Annotated in this window: 14 protein-coding genes; 12 read left to right on the forward strand and 2 right to left on the reverse strand. The window is 45.1% G+C overall.

From position 1 onward, the window contains the following. Window positions 1–119 precede the first annotated feature (119 nt). The 7 genes from nagE (at window position 120) to MKS89_RS05875 (ending at window position 8,597) form a co-directional block, all read left to right on the forward strand. Window positions 120–1,616, forward strand: coding sequence for an N-acetylglucosamine-specific PTS transporter subunit IIBC (gene nagE / locus MKS89_RS05845; protein ID WP_072960900.1), 1,497 nt, complete (start codon window positions 120–122; stop codon window positions 1,614–1,616). 214 nt (window positions 1,617–1,830) lie between these two features. Further along, a complete protein-coding gene (locus tag MKS89_RS05850) occupies window positions 1,831–3,315 on the forward strand; it encodes a protein adenylyltransferase SelO (RefSeq protein WP_072960903.1) in 1,485 nt (494 codons plus the stop codon). A gap of 334 nt (window positions 3,316–3,649) precedes the next feature. Next, complete coding sequence (locus tag MKS89_RS05855) at window positions 3,650–4,654, forward strand: TRAP transporter substrate-binding protein (protein ID WP_072960905.1); 1,005 nt, start codon at window positions 3,650–3,652, stop codon at window positions 4,652–4,654. An 82-nt stretch (window positions 4,655–4,736) separates the two neighbouring features. Beyond that, the gene (locus tag MKS89_RS05860; RefSeq protein WP_072960908.1) at window positions 4,737–5,408 is read left to right on the forward strand and encodes a TRAP transporter small permease; all 672 of its coding nucleotides are present in this window, start codon (window positions 4,737–4,739) and stop codon (window positions 5,406–5,408) included. A gap of 5 nt (window positions 5,409–5,413) precedes the next feature. Further along, window positions 5,414–6,775: a TRAP transporter large permease gene (locus MKS89_RS05865; protein ID WP_072960911.1), complete on the forward strand. Its 1,362-nt coding sequence runs from the start codon at window positions 5,414–5,416 to the stop codon at window positions 6,773–6,775. Window positions 6,776–7,037: 262 nt separating this feature from the next. Further along, window positions 7,038–7,829 (forward strand): substrate-binding periplasmic protein, encoded by a 792-nt coding sequence (locus tag MKS89_RS05870; RefSeq protein ID WP_072960913.1) that lies wholly within the window; start codon window positions 7,038–7,040, stop codon window positions 7,827–7,829. A 165-nt stretch (window positions 7,830–7,994) separates the two neighbouring features. Continuing rightward, window positions 7,995–8,597 carry an ATP-dependent Clp protease proteolytic subunit gene (locus MKS89_RS05875; RefSeq protein ID WP_072960915.1) on the forward strand — a complete coding sequence of 201 codons (603 nt, stop codon included), beginning with the start codon at window positions 7,995–7,997 and terminating at the stop codon, window positions 8,595–8,597. A 129-nt stretch (window positions 8,598–8,726) separates the two neighbouring features. Here MKS89_RS05875 and MKS89_RS05880 read toward each other — a convergent pair whose 3' ends face one another. Together MKS89_RS05880 and MKS89_RS05885 are read right to left on the reverse strand one after the other, a co-directional pair. Then, entirely contained in the window at window positions 8,727–10,070 is a 1,344-nt protein-coding gene (locus tag MKS89_RS05880; protein WP_072960918.1) for a sigma-54-dependent transcriptional regulator, read from the reverse strand. 9 nt (window positions 10,071–10,079) lie between these two features. Beyond that, complete coding sequence (locus MKS89_RS05885) at window positions 10,080–11,882, reverse strand: sensor histidine kinase (protein ID WP_072960921.1); 1,803 nt, start codon at window positions 11,880–11,882, stop codon at window positions 10,080–10,082. Between the two features lie 497 nt (window positions 11,883–12,379). On the opposite strand from MKS89_RS05885, the gene tig reads away from it, so the two are divergent. The 5 genes from tig to MKS89_RS05910 all read left to right on the forward strand — a co-directional run bounded on the left by tig (window position 12,380) and on the right by MKS89_RS05910 (window position 18,711). Continuing rightward, window positions 12,380–13,684 carry a trigger factor gene (gene tig / locus MKS89_RS05890; RefSeq protein ID WP_072960924.1) on the forward strand — a complete coding sequence of 435 codons (1,305 nt, stop codon included), beginning with the start codon at window positions 12,380–12,382 and terminating at the stop codon, window positions 13,682–13,684. A gap of 106 nt (window positions 13,685–13,790) precedes the next feature. Beyond that, entirely contained in the window at window positions 13,791–14,417 is a 627-nt protein-coding gene (clpP, locus tag MKS89_RS05895; RefSeq protein WP_072960927.1) for an ATP-dependent Clp endopeptidase proteolytic subunit ClpP, read from the forward strand. 86 nt (window positions 14,418–14,503) lie between these two features. After that, window positions 14,504–15,778, forward strand: a complete 1,275-nt coding sequence (clpX, locus tag MKS89_RS05900; protein WP_072960930.1) for an ATP-dependent protease ATP-binding subunit ClpX — start codon at window positions 14,504–14,506, stop codon at window positions 15,776–15,778. 116 nt (window positions 15,779–15,894) lie between these two features. Then, a complete protein-coding gene (lon, locus tag MKS89_RS05905) occupies window positions 15,895–18,246 on the forward strand; it encodes an endopeptidase La (RefSeq protein WP_072960932.1) in 2,352 nt (783 codons plus the stop codon). A gap of 192 nt (window positions 18,247–18,438) precedes the next feature. Further along, on the forward strand, window positions 18,439–18,711 hold the full coding sequence (locus tag MKS89_RS05910; RefSeq protein WP_021020075.1) for an HU family DNA-binding protein: 273 nt from the start codon (window positions 18,439–18,441) through the stop codon (window positions 18,709–18,711). The last annotated feature ends 53 nt before the right edge of the window (window positions 18,712–18,764 follow it).

Below are 18,764 nucleotides of genomic sequence, written 5' to 3' on the forward strand. Positions count from 1 at the left end.
AAATAAAATGTCGTATTGCTTTACAAAAATATCAATTGTGTGACATATATATTAGGTCTTAGTTTACTGGATGAATTAAGATATCTGTGTAATGTACGAATCATGTGATGGAGGGTGCAATGAACGTACTTGGGTATTTACAAAAACTTGGCAAGGCAATTATGTTGCCGATTGCTATCTTACCGGTGGCCGCGATTCTATTAAGGCTCGGACAACCGGATATGTTGAATATTGCTTTTATGGCTCAGGCAGGGGGCGCAATTTTTGGTCAACTACCTTTGCTGTTTGCGATTGGTATTGCGGTTGGATTGTCTCGCGGAGATGCCGGTGCTGCCGGTTTAGCCGGGGCCGTCGGCTATTTGGTCCTGACGGGCGCCGCTAAAACCATCAATGCTGATATCAATATGTCATTCTTTGGCGGTATTGTGGCAGGGGTGGTTGCCGGTCATGCGTATAACCGTTTTCATCAAACCAACCTGCCGGCTTATCTTGCATTCTTCGGTGGGAAGCGGTTAGTACCGATTATGACTGGTTTGATTACACTCGTTTTGGCTGCTATTAGCGGTGTGGTTTGGCCTGCAATTCAAAATGGTATTGATACATTTGGTCATACTGTAGCGCATTCTGGTGCATGGGGCGAATTTGTCTATGGGACATTAAACCGTGCTCTGATCCCAGTCGGATTACATCATGTTTTGAACTCCATTTTCTGGTTCGGATTGGGTGAATGTACCAAAGTTACTTACGAGTTGGCTGGTGGACTGCATAACTTATGTCTTGCACCTGAGGTGGCAAAAACACTGAGTGTCGGTGGTGCGATTTCAACCATTGACGGTAGTGTGATTCAGAGTATTGCCACTGAAACCACGCGTGGTGATCTCAATCGTTTCTTCGCTGGTGACCCATCGGCCGGGGTCTTTATGGCCGGTTACTTCCCAATCATGATGTTTGGTCTGCCGGGTGCTGCGTTTGCGATGTACATGGCTGCACCGAAAAGTCGTCGTCCGCAAGTGGGTGGGATTTTGCTGTCTGTGGCGTTAACCGCGTTTTTAACCGGTGTGACTGAGCCGCTTGAGTTCCTGTTTATGTTCCTCGCACCGGTGCTGTATATCATTCATGCGATACTCACCGGGATTTCGCTGGTTGTGACCAACTATCTGGGAATTCTCGATGGTTTCGGCTTCTCCGCAGGTCTGTTTGACTTTGTGATCAACTGGGGGCTGGCAACGAAACCCGGACTCTTGTTGGTGGTCGGACTATGCTTCAGTGTGATTTATTTCTGTATCTTTTACTTTGCCATCCGTTGGTTTGATATTCCGACCCCGGGCAGAGAAAAAGAAGAAGTGGCGGTACGCCAGTCCGGAGCGTCTGAAGATATCCAGACACTGGCTGATGAATATCTCCAAGCCTTGGGTGGCAAGGATAATCTGAAGCAAATTGATGCATGTATTACGCGTTTGCGCCTTTCTGTGAACGACATGGCGCAGATTAATGAAGTTAAAATTAAAGCACTGGGTGCCAGTGGTATCGTCAAGCTGAACCGAACCGATTTGCAGGTCGTATTAGGGGCGAAGGCTGAATTGGTCGCCAATGCGATGAAAGGTGATACCGAATAGAATATCACTGATATTCCGACTCAGTGCCAATACCTGATAGCGATGGTGTTAAGCTGAGAGCAATCAAAAGAGCGTGCAATTTTGCACGCTCTTTTTTATGTTGAATGAGTCGGCCTGTGGGGTGATTTGTACACGCGCAATGTATGAAATAACCTAGCAAACTAGTCAGGTAATTGGTAAGGTTGACAGAGATAGATTAGAACGGGAACACCTTATGTTTCTTTGGCAACAATTACCGATTAGCCACCGTTATGCAGCACTGCCGCAAAGCTTTTACACTCGGGTAATGCCGACCCCTGTAGATAATCCGCGCTGGGTGACCTGGAATGCACCTTTAGCCGCCAGTTTTGGTCTGGGTGAGACACCTGATGATATCTGGCAACAGATCTTTTCCACAGGTTCGACGCCGAATTATTTTCAACCGCTGGCAATGAAGTATGCGGGACATCAATTTGGTGTCTATAACCCGGCACTGGGGGATGGGCGAGGATTGTTATTCGGAGCGATTGCGGATCAGCAAGGGCGTTGGTTTGATGTCCACCTCAAAGGTGCGGGTCAAACGCCTTACTCGCGGATGGGGGATGGCCGGGCCGTATTACGCTCTACAATTCGTGAATATCTTTGCAGTGAAGCAATGGCTGCGCTTGGGAATCAAACGACCCGAGCGCTGGGGATGATGGTCAGTGAGACACCCGTGTATCGTGAACGTGTTGAGCAGGGGGCTTTGCTGATTCGTCTGGCTGAAACCCATATCCGCTTCGGTCATTTTGAACACTTTTTCTATACCGGGCAGCATGATGACTTGCGTTTGCTGGCAGACAAAGTCATTGAATGGCACTTCCCGGAACTTGAATCCTCATCAGACTCATCGCGGGAGTCGGTCTATCTGGCGATGTTCGAGCAAATCGTTAAACGGACTGCCGAGATGATCGCCTTCTGGCAAGCTTATGGTTTTGCGCATGGCGTGATGAATACCGACAATATGTCGGTCCTCGGCCAGACTTTTGATTACGGGCCATTTGCGTTTCTGGATGACTATGATCCCCATTTTATCTGTAATCATTCCGATTATCAGGGGCGTTATGCGTTTGATATGCAACCGGGTATCGGCTGGTGGAATCTGACAGCCTTAGCACAGGCATTGACGCCGCTGGTTGATAAAGGTGAACTGGAAGCTGCGTTGCAAACTTATACCGTGCAACTCAATCAGGAATATAGCCGTTTGATACGCAGTAAACTCGGATTACAACAGCGCCGGGACGGAGACAGTGACCTGTGTGATAAGCTGCTCAAACTCATGGCAGAAAACCGGGTTGACTATACGCTGTTTTTCCGCCGACTCTCATCTTTGGATCAACAACCGTCTGAATGTGTCACCACACTATTTGAGAACCGAGCGGCGGCACAGCAGTGGCTACAACAGTACCTTGCACGTTGTGAACAAGACACTGATTCGACGGGGAAGGTGCGGAATGTTGCCCAGCGTTGCCAGTCGATGCGTCAGGTCAATCCCAAATATATTCTCCGTAACTATCTTGCCCAGCAAGTGATTGATGCCGCAGAACAAGGTGACTTTCAACCGTTGGAGCAATTGATCTCGGTGTTAAGGGCTCCCTATGATGAACAGCCGCAACATGAACATTACGCGGAGTTACCCCCCGCATGGGGAAAATGTCTCGAAATCAGTTGTTCATCATAATACGGTTATCCGCTTGCTGATGGTGGTCACTGATCATTGACCATAACCTCTATTCGTTATCCCGTTATCCCGTTATCAGCGGGATAGCGCCTATCCTTGACGGATCTCGATGTGTCATTTATGACCCATTGATGTATTTGGGATGGAGGGATTCCCACCCATTCTTGCCTGATGTGATATGCAGATACTGTTCGATTTTTTAACGGTGTTGAGCTTAAGTTACTGTTGTTATTAATTTGTTTCATTTGTTTCTAATGGTTGGCTCATTACTTGCCTTGTTGTCAATAACGTGAATGCCAAGCAGGTATTCTGTTTCTATAACAAGGAGAAAAAGATGTTCAAGCCTTTCACATTACTGACTGTATCGATACTTGCTGCGACCAGCTTCAATGCCGCTGCTTCCGAAGGCTGTGATCCGGGTGAAACCGTGATTAAATTCAGCCATGTCACCAATACAGATAAACACCCGAAAGGGATTGCCGCGGCTTTGCTTGCCAAGCGAGTCAATAAAGAGATGGACGGCAAAGTTTGTATGGAAGTTTTTCCAAACTCAACCCTGTATGATGATAATAAAGTCTTGGAAGCCCTTTTAAATGGCGATGTTCAACTCGCAGCTCCTTCTCTTTCCAAGTTTGAAAAATTCACCAAGAAATACCGTATTTTCGATTTGCCATTTTTGTTTGACGACGTTGCAGCGGTTGACCGTTTTCAGAATTCGGCTGCCGGAGATAAGCTGAAAAATTCGATGAAGCGCCGGGGATTACAGGGACTGGCATTTTGGCATAATGGGATGAAACAGTTGTCTGCCAACAAGCCGCTGATTTATCCAAAAGATGCGAAAGGGCTAAAATTCCGTGTTCAGGCTTCAGATGTGTTGGTTGCTCAATTTGAACAGCTGGGTGCCAATCCACAGAAAATGTCGTTCAAAGAAGTATACGGTGGTTTACAGAGCGGGGTTATCGATGGTCAGGAAAATACTTGGTCAAACATTTACGGTAAGAAATTCTTCGAAGTGCAAGACGGTATTACTGAAACCAACCATGGCATTCTGGATTACCTCGTTGTGACATCCACTAAGTTCTGGGACAACCTTCCGGATGATGTGCGGAATCAGTTTGCACAGATTCTCAAGGACGTCACTGCAACACGAAATGCAGAGTCAACGAAAGTTAACCTGACCAACCGTCAGAACATTATCGATGCCGGTGGGGTCGTGCGGACACTGACGCCTGCTCAGCGTGAACAGTGGGTTGAAGCGCTGAAACCCGTCTGGAAGAAGTTTGAGAAAAATATCGGTCATGATCTGATCGAGGACGCACTCGCAGCAAACAAGAAGTAACTGTCGTAGTCACGCTATAAACATGTGCCCCACAACGCTGGTGTGGGGCACCTTGATGATAACAATGAGAGCGAAGATAGTTATGGAACATTCTTTCTTTTCTAAAGTCGGTCGTTTTACAGATTCGGTTGAAGAATTTCTGATCGCATTCTTTCTAGGAACGATGACATTACTGACGTTTATTAATGTCATATGTCGCTATGTATTTAATGACAACATATTGTGGGCCCTTGAACTGACCGTCTTTATGTTCGCCTGGATGGTACTGGTTGGTGCTTCTTATGGCGTAAAAAAACATTTTCACATTGGTGTTGATGTGATCATTAACATTGCACCGGCGGGGTTAAAGAAAACCTTTGCCGTGATGTCTGCATTCGCTTGTTTAAGCTTTGCCGTCTTGCTGTTAATTGGGTCATGGAATTATTGGCATCCGTTTGTTGCTGAACGGGCTTGGTATGAAACCGATGATATTCCGATGCCGGGGTTTCTTCAGTTTTTAGCCGATTGGCTCAATGAAGGGGAAGCTTACGAGAAATTACCCCGATTTATTCCGTACATGGCGCTGCCTATCGGGATGGGGCTATTGACGCTGCGGTTCGTGCAAGCCGCTTATCAGATTTTGACCGGCAAAATCGATCGTTTGATTGCTTCACATGAAGGAGAAGATGATCTAGAGACACTCAAAGCAGAATTACAGCAAAGTACGGATGCGGATTCTGAAAAATCAACGCAGTCATCGGATCGGAAGGAGTAATCGTCATGGCCGTTTTATTTCTCTTTTTAATGGTGATTGCCCTAATGCTCATTGGTGTGCCGATCGCTGTCTCACTGGGTTTGTCGAGTATTGTGTTTCTGATGATGCATTCTGATGCATCGCTGGCCTCGGTTGCACAAACACTATTCAATGCTTTTGCGGGTCACTATACATTGTTGGCGATTCCGTTCTTTATTCTTGCTTCTAGTTTCATGTCAACCGGTGGTGTGGCGAAACGAATTATCCGTTTTGCGATTGCGCTGGTTGGCTGGTTCCGTGGTGGCTTTGCAATTGCGTCAGTTATGGCCTGTATGATGTTTGCCGCGCTGTCGGGCTCTTCTCCTGCAACTGTGGTCGCCATCGGGAGTATTGTTATTGCCGGGATGATAAAAAATGGTTACTCCAAAGGGTTTGCTGCCGGGGTGATTTGTAATGCCGGGACACTGGGTATTTTAATCCCGCCATCCATTGTTATGGTGGTCTATGCGGCGGCAACGGATGTGTCGGTTGGGCGTATGTTCCTTGGCGGGGTTATTCCCGGCTTACTTGCGGGTGCGATGTTGATGGTTGCCATTTATGTTGCGGCCCGGGTCAAGAATCTCCCGAAACAACCTTTCGTTGGTTGGGGGGAATTGATGTCTGCCGGACGAGACGCAATTTGGGGACTGTTCTTAATCGTCATCATTTTAGGCGGTATTTATGGGGGGATTTTCACCCCGACTGAAGCGGCTGCGGTGGCTGCGGTTTATGCTTTCCTGATTGCCAACTTTATCTATAAAGATATGGGACCGTTTGCTGACCATGAAAACCGGCTACCGGGCGTGGTGAAGGTTTTTCAGGCATTTGTTCATCCGGATACGAAGAAAACATTGTGTGACGCGGGCCGGTTGACGATCATGTTGTTGTTTATCATTGCCAATGCTTTGATTCTGAAACATGTTCTCACTGAAGAACAGGTGCCGCAGATGATCGCAAATTCGATGCTTTCTGCCGGTTTGGGGCCAATCACTTTTCTGATCGTCGTCAACCTGTTACTGCTGATTGGCGGACAGTTTATGGAACCATCAGGCCTGTTGATTATTGTTGCACCGCTGGTTTTTCCGATCGCGATTCAACTCGGTATTGATCCGATTCATCTCGGGATCATTATGGTGGTGAATATGGAGATTGGGATGATAACGCCACCTGTCGGTCTGAACCTGTTTGTGACAGCCGGAGTGGCTCGCATGTCGATGCTCAACGTTGTTAAAGCTGCGTTGCCTTGGGTGGCGATTATGTTCCTATTCCTGCTGATTGTGACTTATGTGCCATGGGTTTCAACATGGTTGCCGACCACACTGATGGGACCGGAGATCATCACTAAATAGTCACTAAATAATCATCACTAAGTAAATCATCATAAAATCATGTACCAATATCCCCGCCTGCCTTAATATCAGCGCGATGTTGTGAATTGAGGTCAGTCGGGGAGCTGTTGGATGATGTCCACCGACTTCTCCCCAGATTTATCCTGAACCAGTCGCAAGACAGACGATGTCGTCTTTATCGGTTTGATCTCCTACACTGAAAGAACCGAAGAAAAAATATTCGTTCAGTTGATGAATAATATGTTTTGGTGAAGTGAATCATATGTATCGATTAAAACTGTGGCGGGTGTTTTTCTTAACTGTAACTTTCCTGAGTGCTTATCCTGTTTGGGCGGCATCTCAATTGCAACAACCCGTGGTCGCCTCGTGTAGTGAACGAAGCTATGCATATGTGCAAAATGGTGTCATTCACGGTCTTTCTTATGAGGTGGTTAAAGCTGTTTTCGAGCGTGCGAAAATCCCTTTTCAGTACCGGATTATGCCGTGGGCCAGAGTATACAATTATGGTTTACACCAAGAGAATTTTTTGGTGGCCTGTTTGGGTAAAACGCCTGAACGGGAAGGGCGTTTCCAGTGGATTGGTGCGGTGAATCATACGCGCAATATATATTTTTACGGATTAACGTCAAAGCCGATAAAAATTAATTCATTAGAAGATATGAAGCCATATCAAATCGGCGTCTTAAGAGATTCCTATTATGAGAATTTTTTGATCCGGAATCATTTCCCTCGGGAAAGTATCTATGTGGTCAGCCGAACGGAACAAGCGTTATTAATGTTAACCGGAGGTCGGTTTGATTTTTTGCTGTTGGAAGAAGCAACGATGTCCATTGTTGCCAACAGTTTGAAGATCTCTCCAGATAAATATCAGAAAGTGCTGTTTGCATTTCATGCAGAAGATTATTTGGCATTTAGCCACAATACATCTCCGGCTCTGGTTGAGCGAGTAAGGCAAGCGTATCAGGCGTTGGTTGCAGAAGGTGTCATCCAGAAAATATTCGTTCAGGAAAACTGGCTTAAAGCAGGAGATTCTCCTGAACAGTTAGGGGATTAACTGGCAAAACGGTGAAAATATTGACCCGCTTCGCAACGGTGAAAACGGTTGGTGATGCTATGGGGTTAAATATGAGATCTGTTTCTTAGAAGGTGGGAGATATGCCTTGCTAGTTAATCGTAATTCGTTACAATGAATCCCAAGGTTAATAAGAGAAGAATGTCTATGAATTTCGTATTAAAAAATGATGAAAATGATAAAGACAATGATGAACGGAGCTCTGGTTCAATGGTAGAGGAAAAACTCATAGCGTCTCGTTCTATTTTCATTTCTGGTGAAATTGACCAGAAGCTGGCCCAAAAAGTCTCAACTCAGTTACTGGTGTTGCAGGAAATCAGCGATGAGCCGATTTATTTGTATATCAATAGCCAAGGCGGACATGTAGAAGCTGGCGATACTATCCATGACATGATTAAATTTATCAAACCGGAAGTTATCGTGATTGGAACCGGATGGGTTGCCAGTGCCGGAGTGACTATCTACATTGCCGCGAAAAAAGAAAACCGTGTCTGTTTACCGAACACCCGTTTTATGATCCACCAACCATTGGGTCAGGTGCGTGGTAAAGTCTCAGATATTCAAATCGAAGCGGATGAGATCTTACGTATGCGTAGCCGGGTCAATCAGATGATCAGTGAAGCAACCGGACAGCCTTATGAACAGGTTGAGAAAGATACCGATTATAACTTCTGGATGAGCCCGGAAGAAGCGGTTAAGTACGGATTGGTCAGCCGGGTCGTGAGTAATATCAGAGAACTGCAAGATTAATCTGGAAACATCGTTCAACGATTAAATGAAAACATGGAATGAAAGTTAGTCTTTCATTCCATGTTTTTTTATGCCTTGCTGCCGGACGGCTCGTACTGAGCGTCTATCCGGTTGTATCAGAAGGTGTATTTAGTTTTTGTAATTTTCTTTATCCAGCTGATATTTCTGCATTTTATCGTAAAGTGTTTTCCGCGGGAGATTCAAACTTTCCATCGTATCTTTGATACTGCCGCCACATTCATTCAATGCCTGTTCGATCACTGATTTTTCAAACTCCGCCACCTGATCAGCAAGACTAAGTATGGGCCCGCTCAACAGGTTTGTATCCTGACCGAGTTGAATCAGTTTACCGAGTAATACATACCGTTCTGCTGCATTTCTCAATTCGCGAACATTACCCGGCCAGTTATGACTCATTAACGATTGTACGTCCTGCTTTGAGATCGAATTCGCAGCTTTCCCATAGCGGGCCGCGGCAACCAGTAAAAAGTGATGAAATAGTGCGGGAATATCTTCTCTACGTTCCCGTAGCGGAGGAATATCCAAAGTCACAATATTTAATCGGTAATAAAGATCTTCCCTGAACGTACCTTGTTGAGCCGCCTGTTTCAAATCGACTTTGGTGGCGGCGATCACCCGAATGTCCAGCGGAATTAATTCATTCGAGCCGACACGCTCAATCAATCGTTCTTGCAACACCCGCAGCAGTCGAATTTGTGCTGACATGGGCATCGACTCAATTTCATCGAGAAAAAGCGTACCTCCCTGTGCATGTTCGAATTTACCGATACGTTGTGCTTCTGCCCCCGTAAATGCGCCTTTCTCATGGCCATATAATTCACTTTCAATCAAGTGTTCCGGCACCGCACCACAATTGACGGCAACGAAGTTGCGTTTTCTCCGGGAACTCAATTCATGCAAAGAACGGGCAATCAACTCCTTGCCGGTGCCAGTTTCACCAAAGAGCAAAATATCCGCATTGGTATCTGCAATCTGACTAATGGTCTCTTTCAATGCTTGAATACTGGCAGTTTCACCAATAATCCGCGGCCCGAGTGTCTGGCTGGCCTTCAGACTCCGCTTCAGCTTTTGGTTTTCCAGTGTTAATCGGCGTTTATCAATTGCGCGATGGACTGTCTCCATCAGCCGCTCGGGCGCGAATGGTTTCTCAATAAAATCGTAGGCACCGTCATGCATCGCCTGAACTGCCATTGAGATATCACCGTGTCCGGTAATCAGGATAACCGGTAAGTCTGAGTCTTGATGGTGCACCGAATGCAGTAAATTTTGACCGCTGAGCCCGGGTAATTGAATGTCTGTGACAATCACCAGTGGCAGTCCGTCTTGTTTGATAGCCAGCAGCGCTTCTTCGGCACTGTCAAAAAATCTGGCTTGAATGTCAGCCAGTTCAAAACTTTGTTCGATTGCAATCCGAATATCCGCTTCATCATCGATAAAAAATACATCGCACATAACATGTCCTTATGAGGCAGTTTCAGGTGAGGGGGGAGGTGTCGTCGGTAACTGAATGCTGAACCGTGCGCCGCCAAGCGGTGATGATGAGGCATTCAGTTGCCCGCCCATACTCTGTATAATTTGTTGAGAGATCGACAAGCCCAGCCCAAGCCCATTCTTTTTGGTGGTATAGAAGGGATCAAACAACTGGGATAATGTTTTATCACCTAAACCTTCTCCGTTATCGTCAATATGAATGGTGAGCTGGCGGTTGTCTTCAGTAAAACTGAGGATGAGCTGTTTATCCGGACGATCATCAAGTGCCTGAATGGCATTGGTCAAAAGATTAATCAGTACTTGTTCCAAATGAATCGGATTGATATTCAACCAGATGGGGTGTTCCGCAGGTTGGATCTCGAAATGGACAAGGTTTGATTTTATTTGTGACTGAATTAATTCTTTGGTCGATAAGAGAATAGGGTAGAGCTGGACGACGGCACGCTCATCATGATCTGATTTGCGGGCAAAAGAACGCAACTGGGTGCTTATTTTCGCCATTCTTTCCGTCAGCCCTGAGATGCGATTCAAGTTGTCGTCTGCCCGTTCAATTTTACCGCTGGCCAGAAAACGGCGGCCATTATCTGCGAAGCTGCGGATTGCTGCGAGTGGGTTATTCAGTTCATGACTGATACTGGCAGACATTTGTCCAAGCACAGCGAGTTTTGCGGCCTGAATCAATTCATCTTGTGTTTGTCGCAGTCGCTGTTCAGTTTTACTCCGTTCTTCGATCTCAAGGTGTAGCTTCGCGGTTCTTTCCATCACTAAAAACTCAAGCTTTTGCTTTGCTTCAGACTGAAGCTGTTCAATCTGGCGCAATTTATTTTTACGGTGATGAATGAGCAACATAATGAGATAGATAATGGCAAATACCATGCATGAAATGACCACAAAAGCGAAGCTCGTCCAAAAGACCTGAATTTTCGGTGACAGCACGCGAATATTGAGCGGGATGTTTTTCAAAGGACGGCTGCTGACAATGAAATCTCCTTTAATCCAGCTCTGTTTTGGGTCAATCCATTCGGTAGTCGCTTGATCCATTTTTCCGAGTAATCCCAGTGATTGTATCGTTTTATCGAGATACTGACGGGAATGAAAGATTTCAGTGCGGATTTCTGGATCAATGAAGGTGACACTTTTGAACAGCCAGTTCGGCTGACTTGACATAAAAATAATGCTGTGCGGATCGGTGGCGACAAAGTAGCTGTTTGTGCTTTTCCAATTCTCTTCAATTGACGAGAGATCCATTTTTACGACCACGACACCGAGAATCGTCGCGGCATAAGTCACTGGGTAGGCATAGTAGTATCCGCGTTCACCGGACGTTGAGCCAAGCGCATAGTATTGGCTCTCTTTACCTTGAACGGCCACTTGAAAGTACGGACGCCAATTGAAATTTCTGCCAATAAATGAGCGTGTCAGATTCCAGTTACTTGCGGCAATCGTATTGCCATGAATATCGAGAAGGTAGGTATCAGAGGCTTTAATGGCATTATTAACCTGTTCAAGATAGTGATTGGTGATATTGATTTGAGCGGAGTTGTCTGCCATCGTTAATGCATCAACCAGTTTTTTGTCTTTGGCGAGTAGCTGGGGAATATGGGCGAACTTATCCAGTTTAGTGACCACATGGCTGGCGAAACGTTCTAATTGTGCTTGATGTTCACTGAGCAAAGTTTGATAGCTATACTGCCATACAAGATGCGCACCGTACGCTGTCGTGAGAAAAAAAACGACGACAAAAATCACATTGAATCGGAACTTAGATAACATCGTTGCACTTGTCGGTGAGAAGAGGCTGTCTTTTATTTTACGGGGTTTGTCTGAAGAACGGTGATAAACGGTTTCGGGAAGAGCGAAAAAGTAAGATCAGGATCTCTTTTTCAATATTTCACTGAAAAAAAGCAGCTTTTCCCTTGAAAAGAACAATTTTATCCCCAACCTGTCAATTTACGAAGCAATTCGGATAAGATTTTGTGAGGCAGGAGAATAAATTCTGAGCATCAGGTGTTCGTCTGCTGAGATAGACTCGACAGTTGTAGCTCTGGTCGTTAGAATGTCGCGTCTAAAAAGTATGTCCTGAGTCTGATGGGAGCATATCTGGGGGTATCTCCTATTGTGGAGCGATGATTACTCCACATTACTGCTCACTATTTTATTTCGTTATAGATGTACTCTGAAAGAGTACGGAACATGGATGCAGCCGAGATCAGCACGATCTAGGCTCATGATGCTCAGAAGAACTGAGCCAGTTTTGAGGTTTATATAGAATGCAAGTTACTGTTGAAACGCTAGAAGGCCTACAACGCCGTCTGAATATTACTGTTCCTGCTGCTAACATCGAAGATGCTGTTACAGCAGAACTGCGCAACATCGCAAAAAACCGTCGTTTCGATGGCTTCCGTAAAGGCAAAGTGCCAATGAAAATGGTTGCTAAGATGTATGGCAAAGCAGTACGTCAGGATATCCTTGGTGAAGTGATGCAGCGTCACTTTATCGAAGCGATTATCCAAGAAAAAGTGAACCCTGCTGGCGCGCCAACATTTACTCCTGTTGAAGATGAAGAGAATAAAGACTTAGTTTTTAACGCGACGTTTGAAGTTTATCCAGAAGTTGAGTTGAAAGGCTTGGACAATATCGAAGTCGAGAAGCCGAACGTTGCGGTAAAAGATGAAGATGTGGCAGAGATGCTTGAAACACTGCGTAAGCAGCAAGCAACGTGGACAGAAGTTGACGCAGCGGCTGAAGAAGGCAAGCGTGTCACACTTGATTTTGTCGGTACAATTGATGGTGAAGCTTTTGAAGGTGGTAAAGCTGAAGACTTCGCTCTGGAAATGGGCGCTGGCCGTATGATTCCTGGGTTTGAAGATGGCATCGTTGGTAAAACTGCTGGTATGGAGTTTGAAATCGACGTGACTTTCCCTGAAGACTACCACGCTGAAAACCTGAAAGGTAAAGCGGCAAAATTTGCAATTAAAATCAGCAAAGTTGAAGAGCGTGAATTACCGGAATTGAACGATGAATTCGTCGCGAAATTCGGTGTGAGCGAAGGCGGTGTTGAAGCACTTCGTGCTGAAGTTCGTAAGAATATGGAACGCGAGCTCAAGCAAGCTGTGAAACAGCGTATCAAGCAGCAAGCGATTGATGGTTTGGTCAAAGAAAATGACATCGATGTACCGTCTGCCCTGATCGACCAAGAAATCGAAGTGCTTCGTCAGCAAGCTGCACAACGTTTCGGTGGTAATCCTGAAGCAGCCGCACAGCTGCCTCGCGAATTGTTTGAAGAACAAGCAAAACGCCGTGTTGTCGTTGGTTTACTGTTGGGTGAAGTGATCAAAGCTGATGAACTGAAAGCTGATGACGAAAAAGTAAAAGCGCTGATCGAAGACATGGCAACTGCCTATGAAGATCCGCAAGAAGTTGTGACATATTATGAGCAAAACGAAGAGCTCATGAATAACATGCGTAACGTTGCACTTGAAGAGCAAGCTATTGATGCACTCCTTGCTAAAGCAAAAATTTCTGAGAAAGATGTAAGCTTCAACGAGCTGATGAATTCTCAGAACGCTGCTTAATTAAGCAATATGTATCATAGAAGGTTGACTAAAGGTTAACTATTCTGATAACAATGGTCCGCATGATGTCCGTCATTCGGGCCATTTATTTTAGGGATATAAGAATATGAGCTACCAAGAAAAAAATGAAATGTCGTCAATCATGAACGCCTTAGTACCCATGGTGGTAGAGCAAACCTCCCGAGGAGAGCGCTCTTACGATATTTATTCCCGTCTGCTGAAAGAGCGTATTATCTTTTTGACCGGTCAGGTTGAAGATCAGATGGCAAATCTTATCGTGGCTCAGCTCCTGTTCCTGGAATCAGAAAATCCGGATAAAGATATCTTTTTGTATATCAATTCCCCGGGGGGAAGCGTTGATGCCGGATTGTCGATTTATGATACCATGGAGTTCATCAAACCTGATGTGAGTACAGTTTGTATGGGTCAGGCATGTTCTATGGGGTCGTTTTTATTAGCAGGCGGAACCGCTGGAAAACGCTTCATGTTGCCGAATGCGCGTGCAATGATGCATCAACCGTCAGGTGGTTTTGGCGGTCAGGCATCTGATATTCAGATTCATACGCAGGAAATTTTGAAGATTAAACAAAAATTGAATGAGCTTCTTGCCAAACATACCGGACAGCCACTAGATGTGATTGAACGTGATACCGATCGGGATAACTTTATGTCTGCACAACAAGCGGTCGATTATGGTCTGGTTGATGCAGTATTGACACATCGAGGCAAATAGGCTGATAGTGCGCTTCATTTGAATAGCGCAATTTGATACAAATTGATATAAACTCAGCATATGGATAAAGGCTAAGAGGTTAGCGAATGACAGATAAAAGCAAAGAGAGTGGTAAATTGTTGTACTGCTCTTTCTGTGGCAAAAGCCAACACGAAGTTCGCAAACTGATCGCAGGTCCTTCTGTTTACATTTGTGATGAATGTGTCGATCTATGTAACGACATTATACGAGAAGAAATTAAGGATGCACTTCCGAAGAAAGAGTCAACGGCATTGCCAACGCCGCATGAAATTCGGGATCATCTTAATGACTATGTGATTGGTCAAGAGCACGCGAAAAAGGTGCTTGCGGTCGCTGTCTATAATCACTACAAGCGTCTGCGGAATGGTGATAAGACAAGTGAAGGCGTTGAACTAGGTAAGAGTAATATCCTGCTGATTGGGCCGACAGGTAGCGGTAAGACTTTATTGGCTGAAACACTGGCTCGCTTTTTGGATGTGCCATTTACGATGGCGGATGCGACAACACTAACCGAAGCTGGTTACGTCGGGGAAGACGTTGAAAACATTATCCAAAAGCTACTGCAAAAATGTGATTACGATGTTGCCAAGGCAGAGCGGGGGATTGTTTACATTGATGAAATCGATAAGATCTCACGTAAGTCCGAAAACCCATCGATCACTCGGGATGTGTCCGGTGAAGGTGTGCAGCAAGCCTTGTTGAAACTCATTGAAGGGACGGTTGCATCTGTTCCGCCTCAAGGCGGCAGAAAGCACCCACAACAAGAATTCTTGCAAGTTGATACATCAAAAATCTTGTTTATCTGTGGCGGTGCATTTGCCGGGTTGGACAAAGTCATCGAGCAACGGGTCGCGACAGGAACGGGGATAGGCTTTGGTGCTGAAGTCCGTTCTAAAGATGAAATCAAGACCGTCGGTGAACTGTTTACTCAGGTCGAACCGGAAGACTTAGTGAAATATGGGTTAATTCCCGAATTCATTGGTCGTCTCCCCGTGACTGCAACACTGACGGAATTGGATGAAGCCGCATTGATTCAGATTCTTTGTGAACCGAAGAATGCGCTGACCAAACAGTACGGTGCGCTTTTCGAACTTGAAGATGTTGATTTAGAGTTTAGAGAAGATGCACTACGTGCTATTGCTAAAAAAGCAATGATGCGTAAAACAGGTGCTCGTGGATTGCGTTCGATTCTTGAGGGTGTGTTGTTAGAAACAATGTATGAGTTACCATCAGTTAATGATGTGAGCAAGGTTGTCATTGACGAGTCGGTAATTAATGGTGAGTCTACACCGTTACTCATCTATTCCAACAATGAAAATCAGGCCGCAGGTGCCGAATAATTCAGCAAAGTCTCACGAAGGAGGTATGATTACCTCCTTTTTTTTATTCTACGATTGAATCCCATTGTTTAGACCCCATATACTGCCATATAGACAGAAGCGGAAGAGAGAAGAATATGAACTTGGAACGTTCCGAGCGTATAGAGATCCCCGTATTGCCACTGCGAGACGTTGTGGTTTATCCACATATGGTTATTCCTTTATTTGTTGGCCGAGAAAAATCAATCCAATGTCTTGAAGCTGCAATGGACAATGATAAGCAGGTTCTTTTAGTTGCTCAAAAGAAAGCTGAAACGGATGAGCCAGCCATTGATGACTTGTTTGATGTCGGCACGGTCGCGACGATTTTACAACTCCTGAAGTTACCTGATGGTACAGTTAAAGTGCTTGTTGAAGGGCAACAACGTGCACAGGTTGAATCTTTTGTTGAAGGTGATTTTTTCTCTGCGCAGGCTCGCTACTTAATCACACCTGAATTAGATGAAAAAGAGCAAGAAGTGATTGTTCGCAGCGCGATTAATCAGTTTGAAGGGTTTATTAAGCTCAATAAGAAAATCCCACCAGAAGTTTTAACCGCTTTAAATGGCATCGATGAAGCTGCTCGTTTGGCTGACACGATTGCTGCCCATATGCCTTTGAAACTTGTGGATAAACAGCAAGTTCTTGAAATTCTTGATGTAGTTGAACGTCTGGAATTTTTGATGGGCCAGATGGAATCTGAAATTGATTTGCTACAGGTTGAGAAGCGTATTCGCAACCGAGTGAAGAAACAGATGGAGAAATCCCAGCGTGAGTATTATCTGAATGAGCAGATGAAAGCGATTCAGAAAGAGCTGGGGGAAATGGATGATGCGCCTGATGAATTTGAGACATTGAAGAAGAAAATTGAAGATTCGAAGATGCCTCAAGAAGCACGTGAAAAGACCGAGCAGGAGCTCCAGAAACTGAAGATGATGTCTCCGATGTCTGCTGAAGCAACGGTAGTCCGGAGCTATATCGACTGGATGGTGAATGTTCCTTGGTCGAAGCGCTCGAAAGTGAAAAAAGATCTGGCAAAAGCTGAAGTGATTTTAAATGAAGATCACTATGGGCTGGAGCGGGTTAAAGAGCGTATTTTAGAGTATCTTGCGGTTCAAAATCGTATTCAGAAATTGAAAGGCCCGATTCTTTGTTTGGTTGGTCCTCCGGGTGTTGGTAAAACATCTCTGGGGCGCTCTATTGCCGCCGCGACTGGACGAAAATATACCCGTATGGCATTGGGTGGTGTTCGCGATGAAGCTGAAATTCGTGGCCATCGGCGTACCTATATTGGTTCGCTGCCGGGTAAGCTGATACAGAAAATGTCCAAAGTTGGTGTAAAAAACCCACTGTTCCTCTTGGATGAGATTGATAAAATGTCATCGGATATGAGAGGTGATCCGTCATCAGCATTGCTTGAGGTACTTGATCCTGAGCAAAACAACGCATTTAACGATCACTATCTGGAAGTCGATTATGATCTGTCTGACGTGATGTTCGTGGCAACCTCAAATTCAATGAATATCCCCGGACCTCTTCTTGACCGAATGGAAGTGATTCGTCTCTCGGGATATACCGAAGATGAAAAATTGAATATTGCCAAACGTCATCTTGTTTCTAAACAGGTTGAACGAAACGGTCTGAAACAGTCAGAAATTGAGATTGATGACTCTGCGATTATCGGCATTATTCGGTACTACACCAGAGAAGCTGGTGTCCGGAATTTAGAACGAGAAATTTCAAAAATTTGCCGTAAAGCCGTGAAGAAGATTTTGTTGGATAAAGATATCAAGCTTGTGACGGTTGCGCAGGACAACTTGAAAGAATTCTTAGGCGTACAGCGGTTTGATTTCGGTAAAGCGGAAGAAAGTAACCGTATTGGTCAGGTGACGGGCCTTGCTTGGACGGAAGTCGGTGGCGATCTGTTAACCATTGAAGCGCAGTCTATGGTTGGTAAAGGAAAACTGACACAGACCGGTTCGTTGGGCGATGTCATGCAAGAGTCTATTCAAGCGGCAATGACAGTGGTTCGATCACGTGCAGAAAAATTGGGGATCAATAGTGATTTCCACGAAAAACGCGATATCCATGTGCACGTTCCTGAAGGTGCAACACCGAAAGATGGTCCAAGTGCTGGTACCGCAATGTGTACTGCTTTTGTTTCTTGTCTTACGGGTAACCCTGTGAAAGCTGATGTTGCAATGACTGGTGAGATTACATTACGGGGTGAAGTCTTACCGATTGGTGGTTTGAAAGAAAAATTACTTGCCGCTCATCGAGGTGGGATAAAAACTGTTTTGATTCCAAAAGATAATGAACGGGATCTGGAAGAAATTCCTGAAAATGTTATCGCAGATCTAAAAGTTATTCCTGTGCAATGGATTGACGAAGTTCTGACCGTGGCTCTGGAGCGCCCCCCGTTAGGGGTTGAGTTTGAGTCTCAAAAATAGTGATGTATAGCAAAAATAACTAAAAGTTTACGCTGATTAGCATAAAAAGGCTTGTCAGCGTTTTTTTTGGAGGCCATAGTTACTGACTATGGCTTAAGCCCTGATACAACAAGGCTTTAAGCCATTTTTCGGACTTAATGGAACAAAAAATCACCTTTAAATATAACGATAGGTGAAGAAAGGGGAATCACAGTGAATAAAACACAATTAATCGATAAAATTGCGTCAGATGCTGAAATCTCTAAAGCATCTGCGGGCCGTGCTCTTGATGCATTCATTGATGCAGTGGGTGGTACACTTGAGTCTGGTGAGCAAGTTGCTCTGGTTGGGTTTGGTACATTCAGTGTTCGTACTCGCGCAGCCCGCACTGGCCGTAACCCGAAAACAGGGGATGAGATCCAAATCCCTGAAGCTAAAGTACCGGCTTTCAAAGCTGGTAAAGCATTGAAAGACGCGTGTAACTAATTTGGTTGCACAGAATTTTGCTAATTGAGGCAAAATTAAGTCAAACGTTTTGA

Source organism: Vibrio gazogenes (assembly GCF_023920225.1).
Taxonomy (GTDB): domain Bacteria; phylum Pseudomonadota; class Gammaproteobacteria; order Enterobacterales; family Vibrionaceae; genus Vibrio; species Vibrio gazogenes.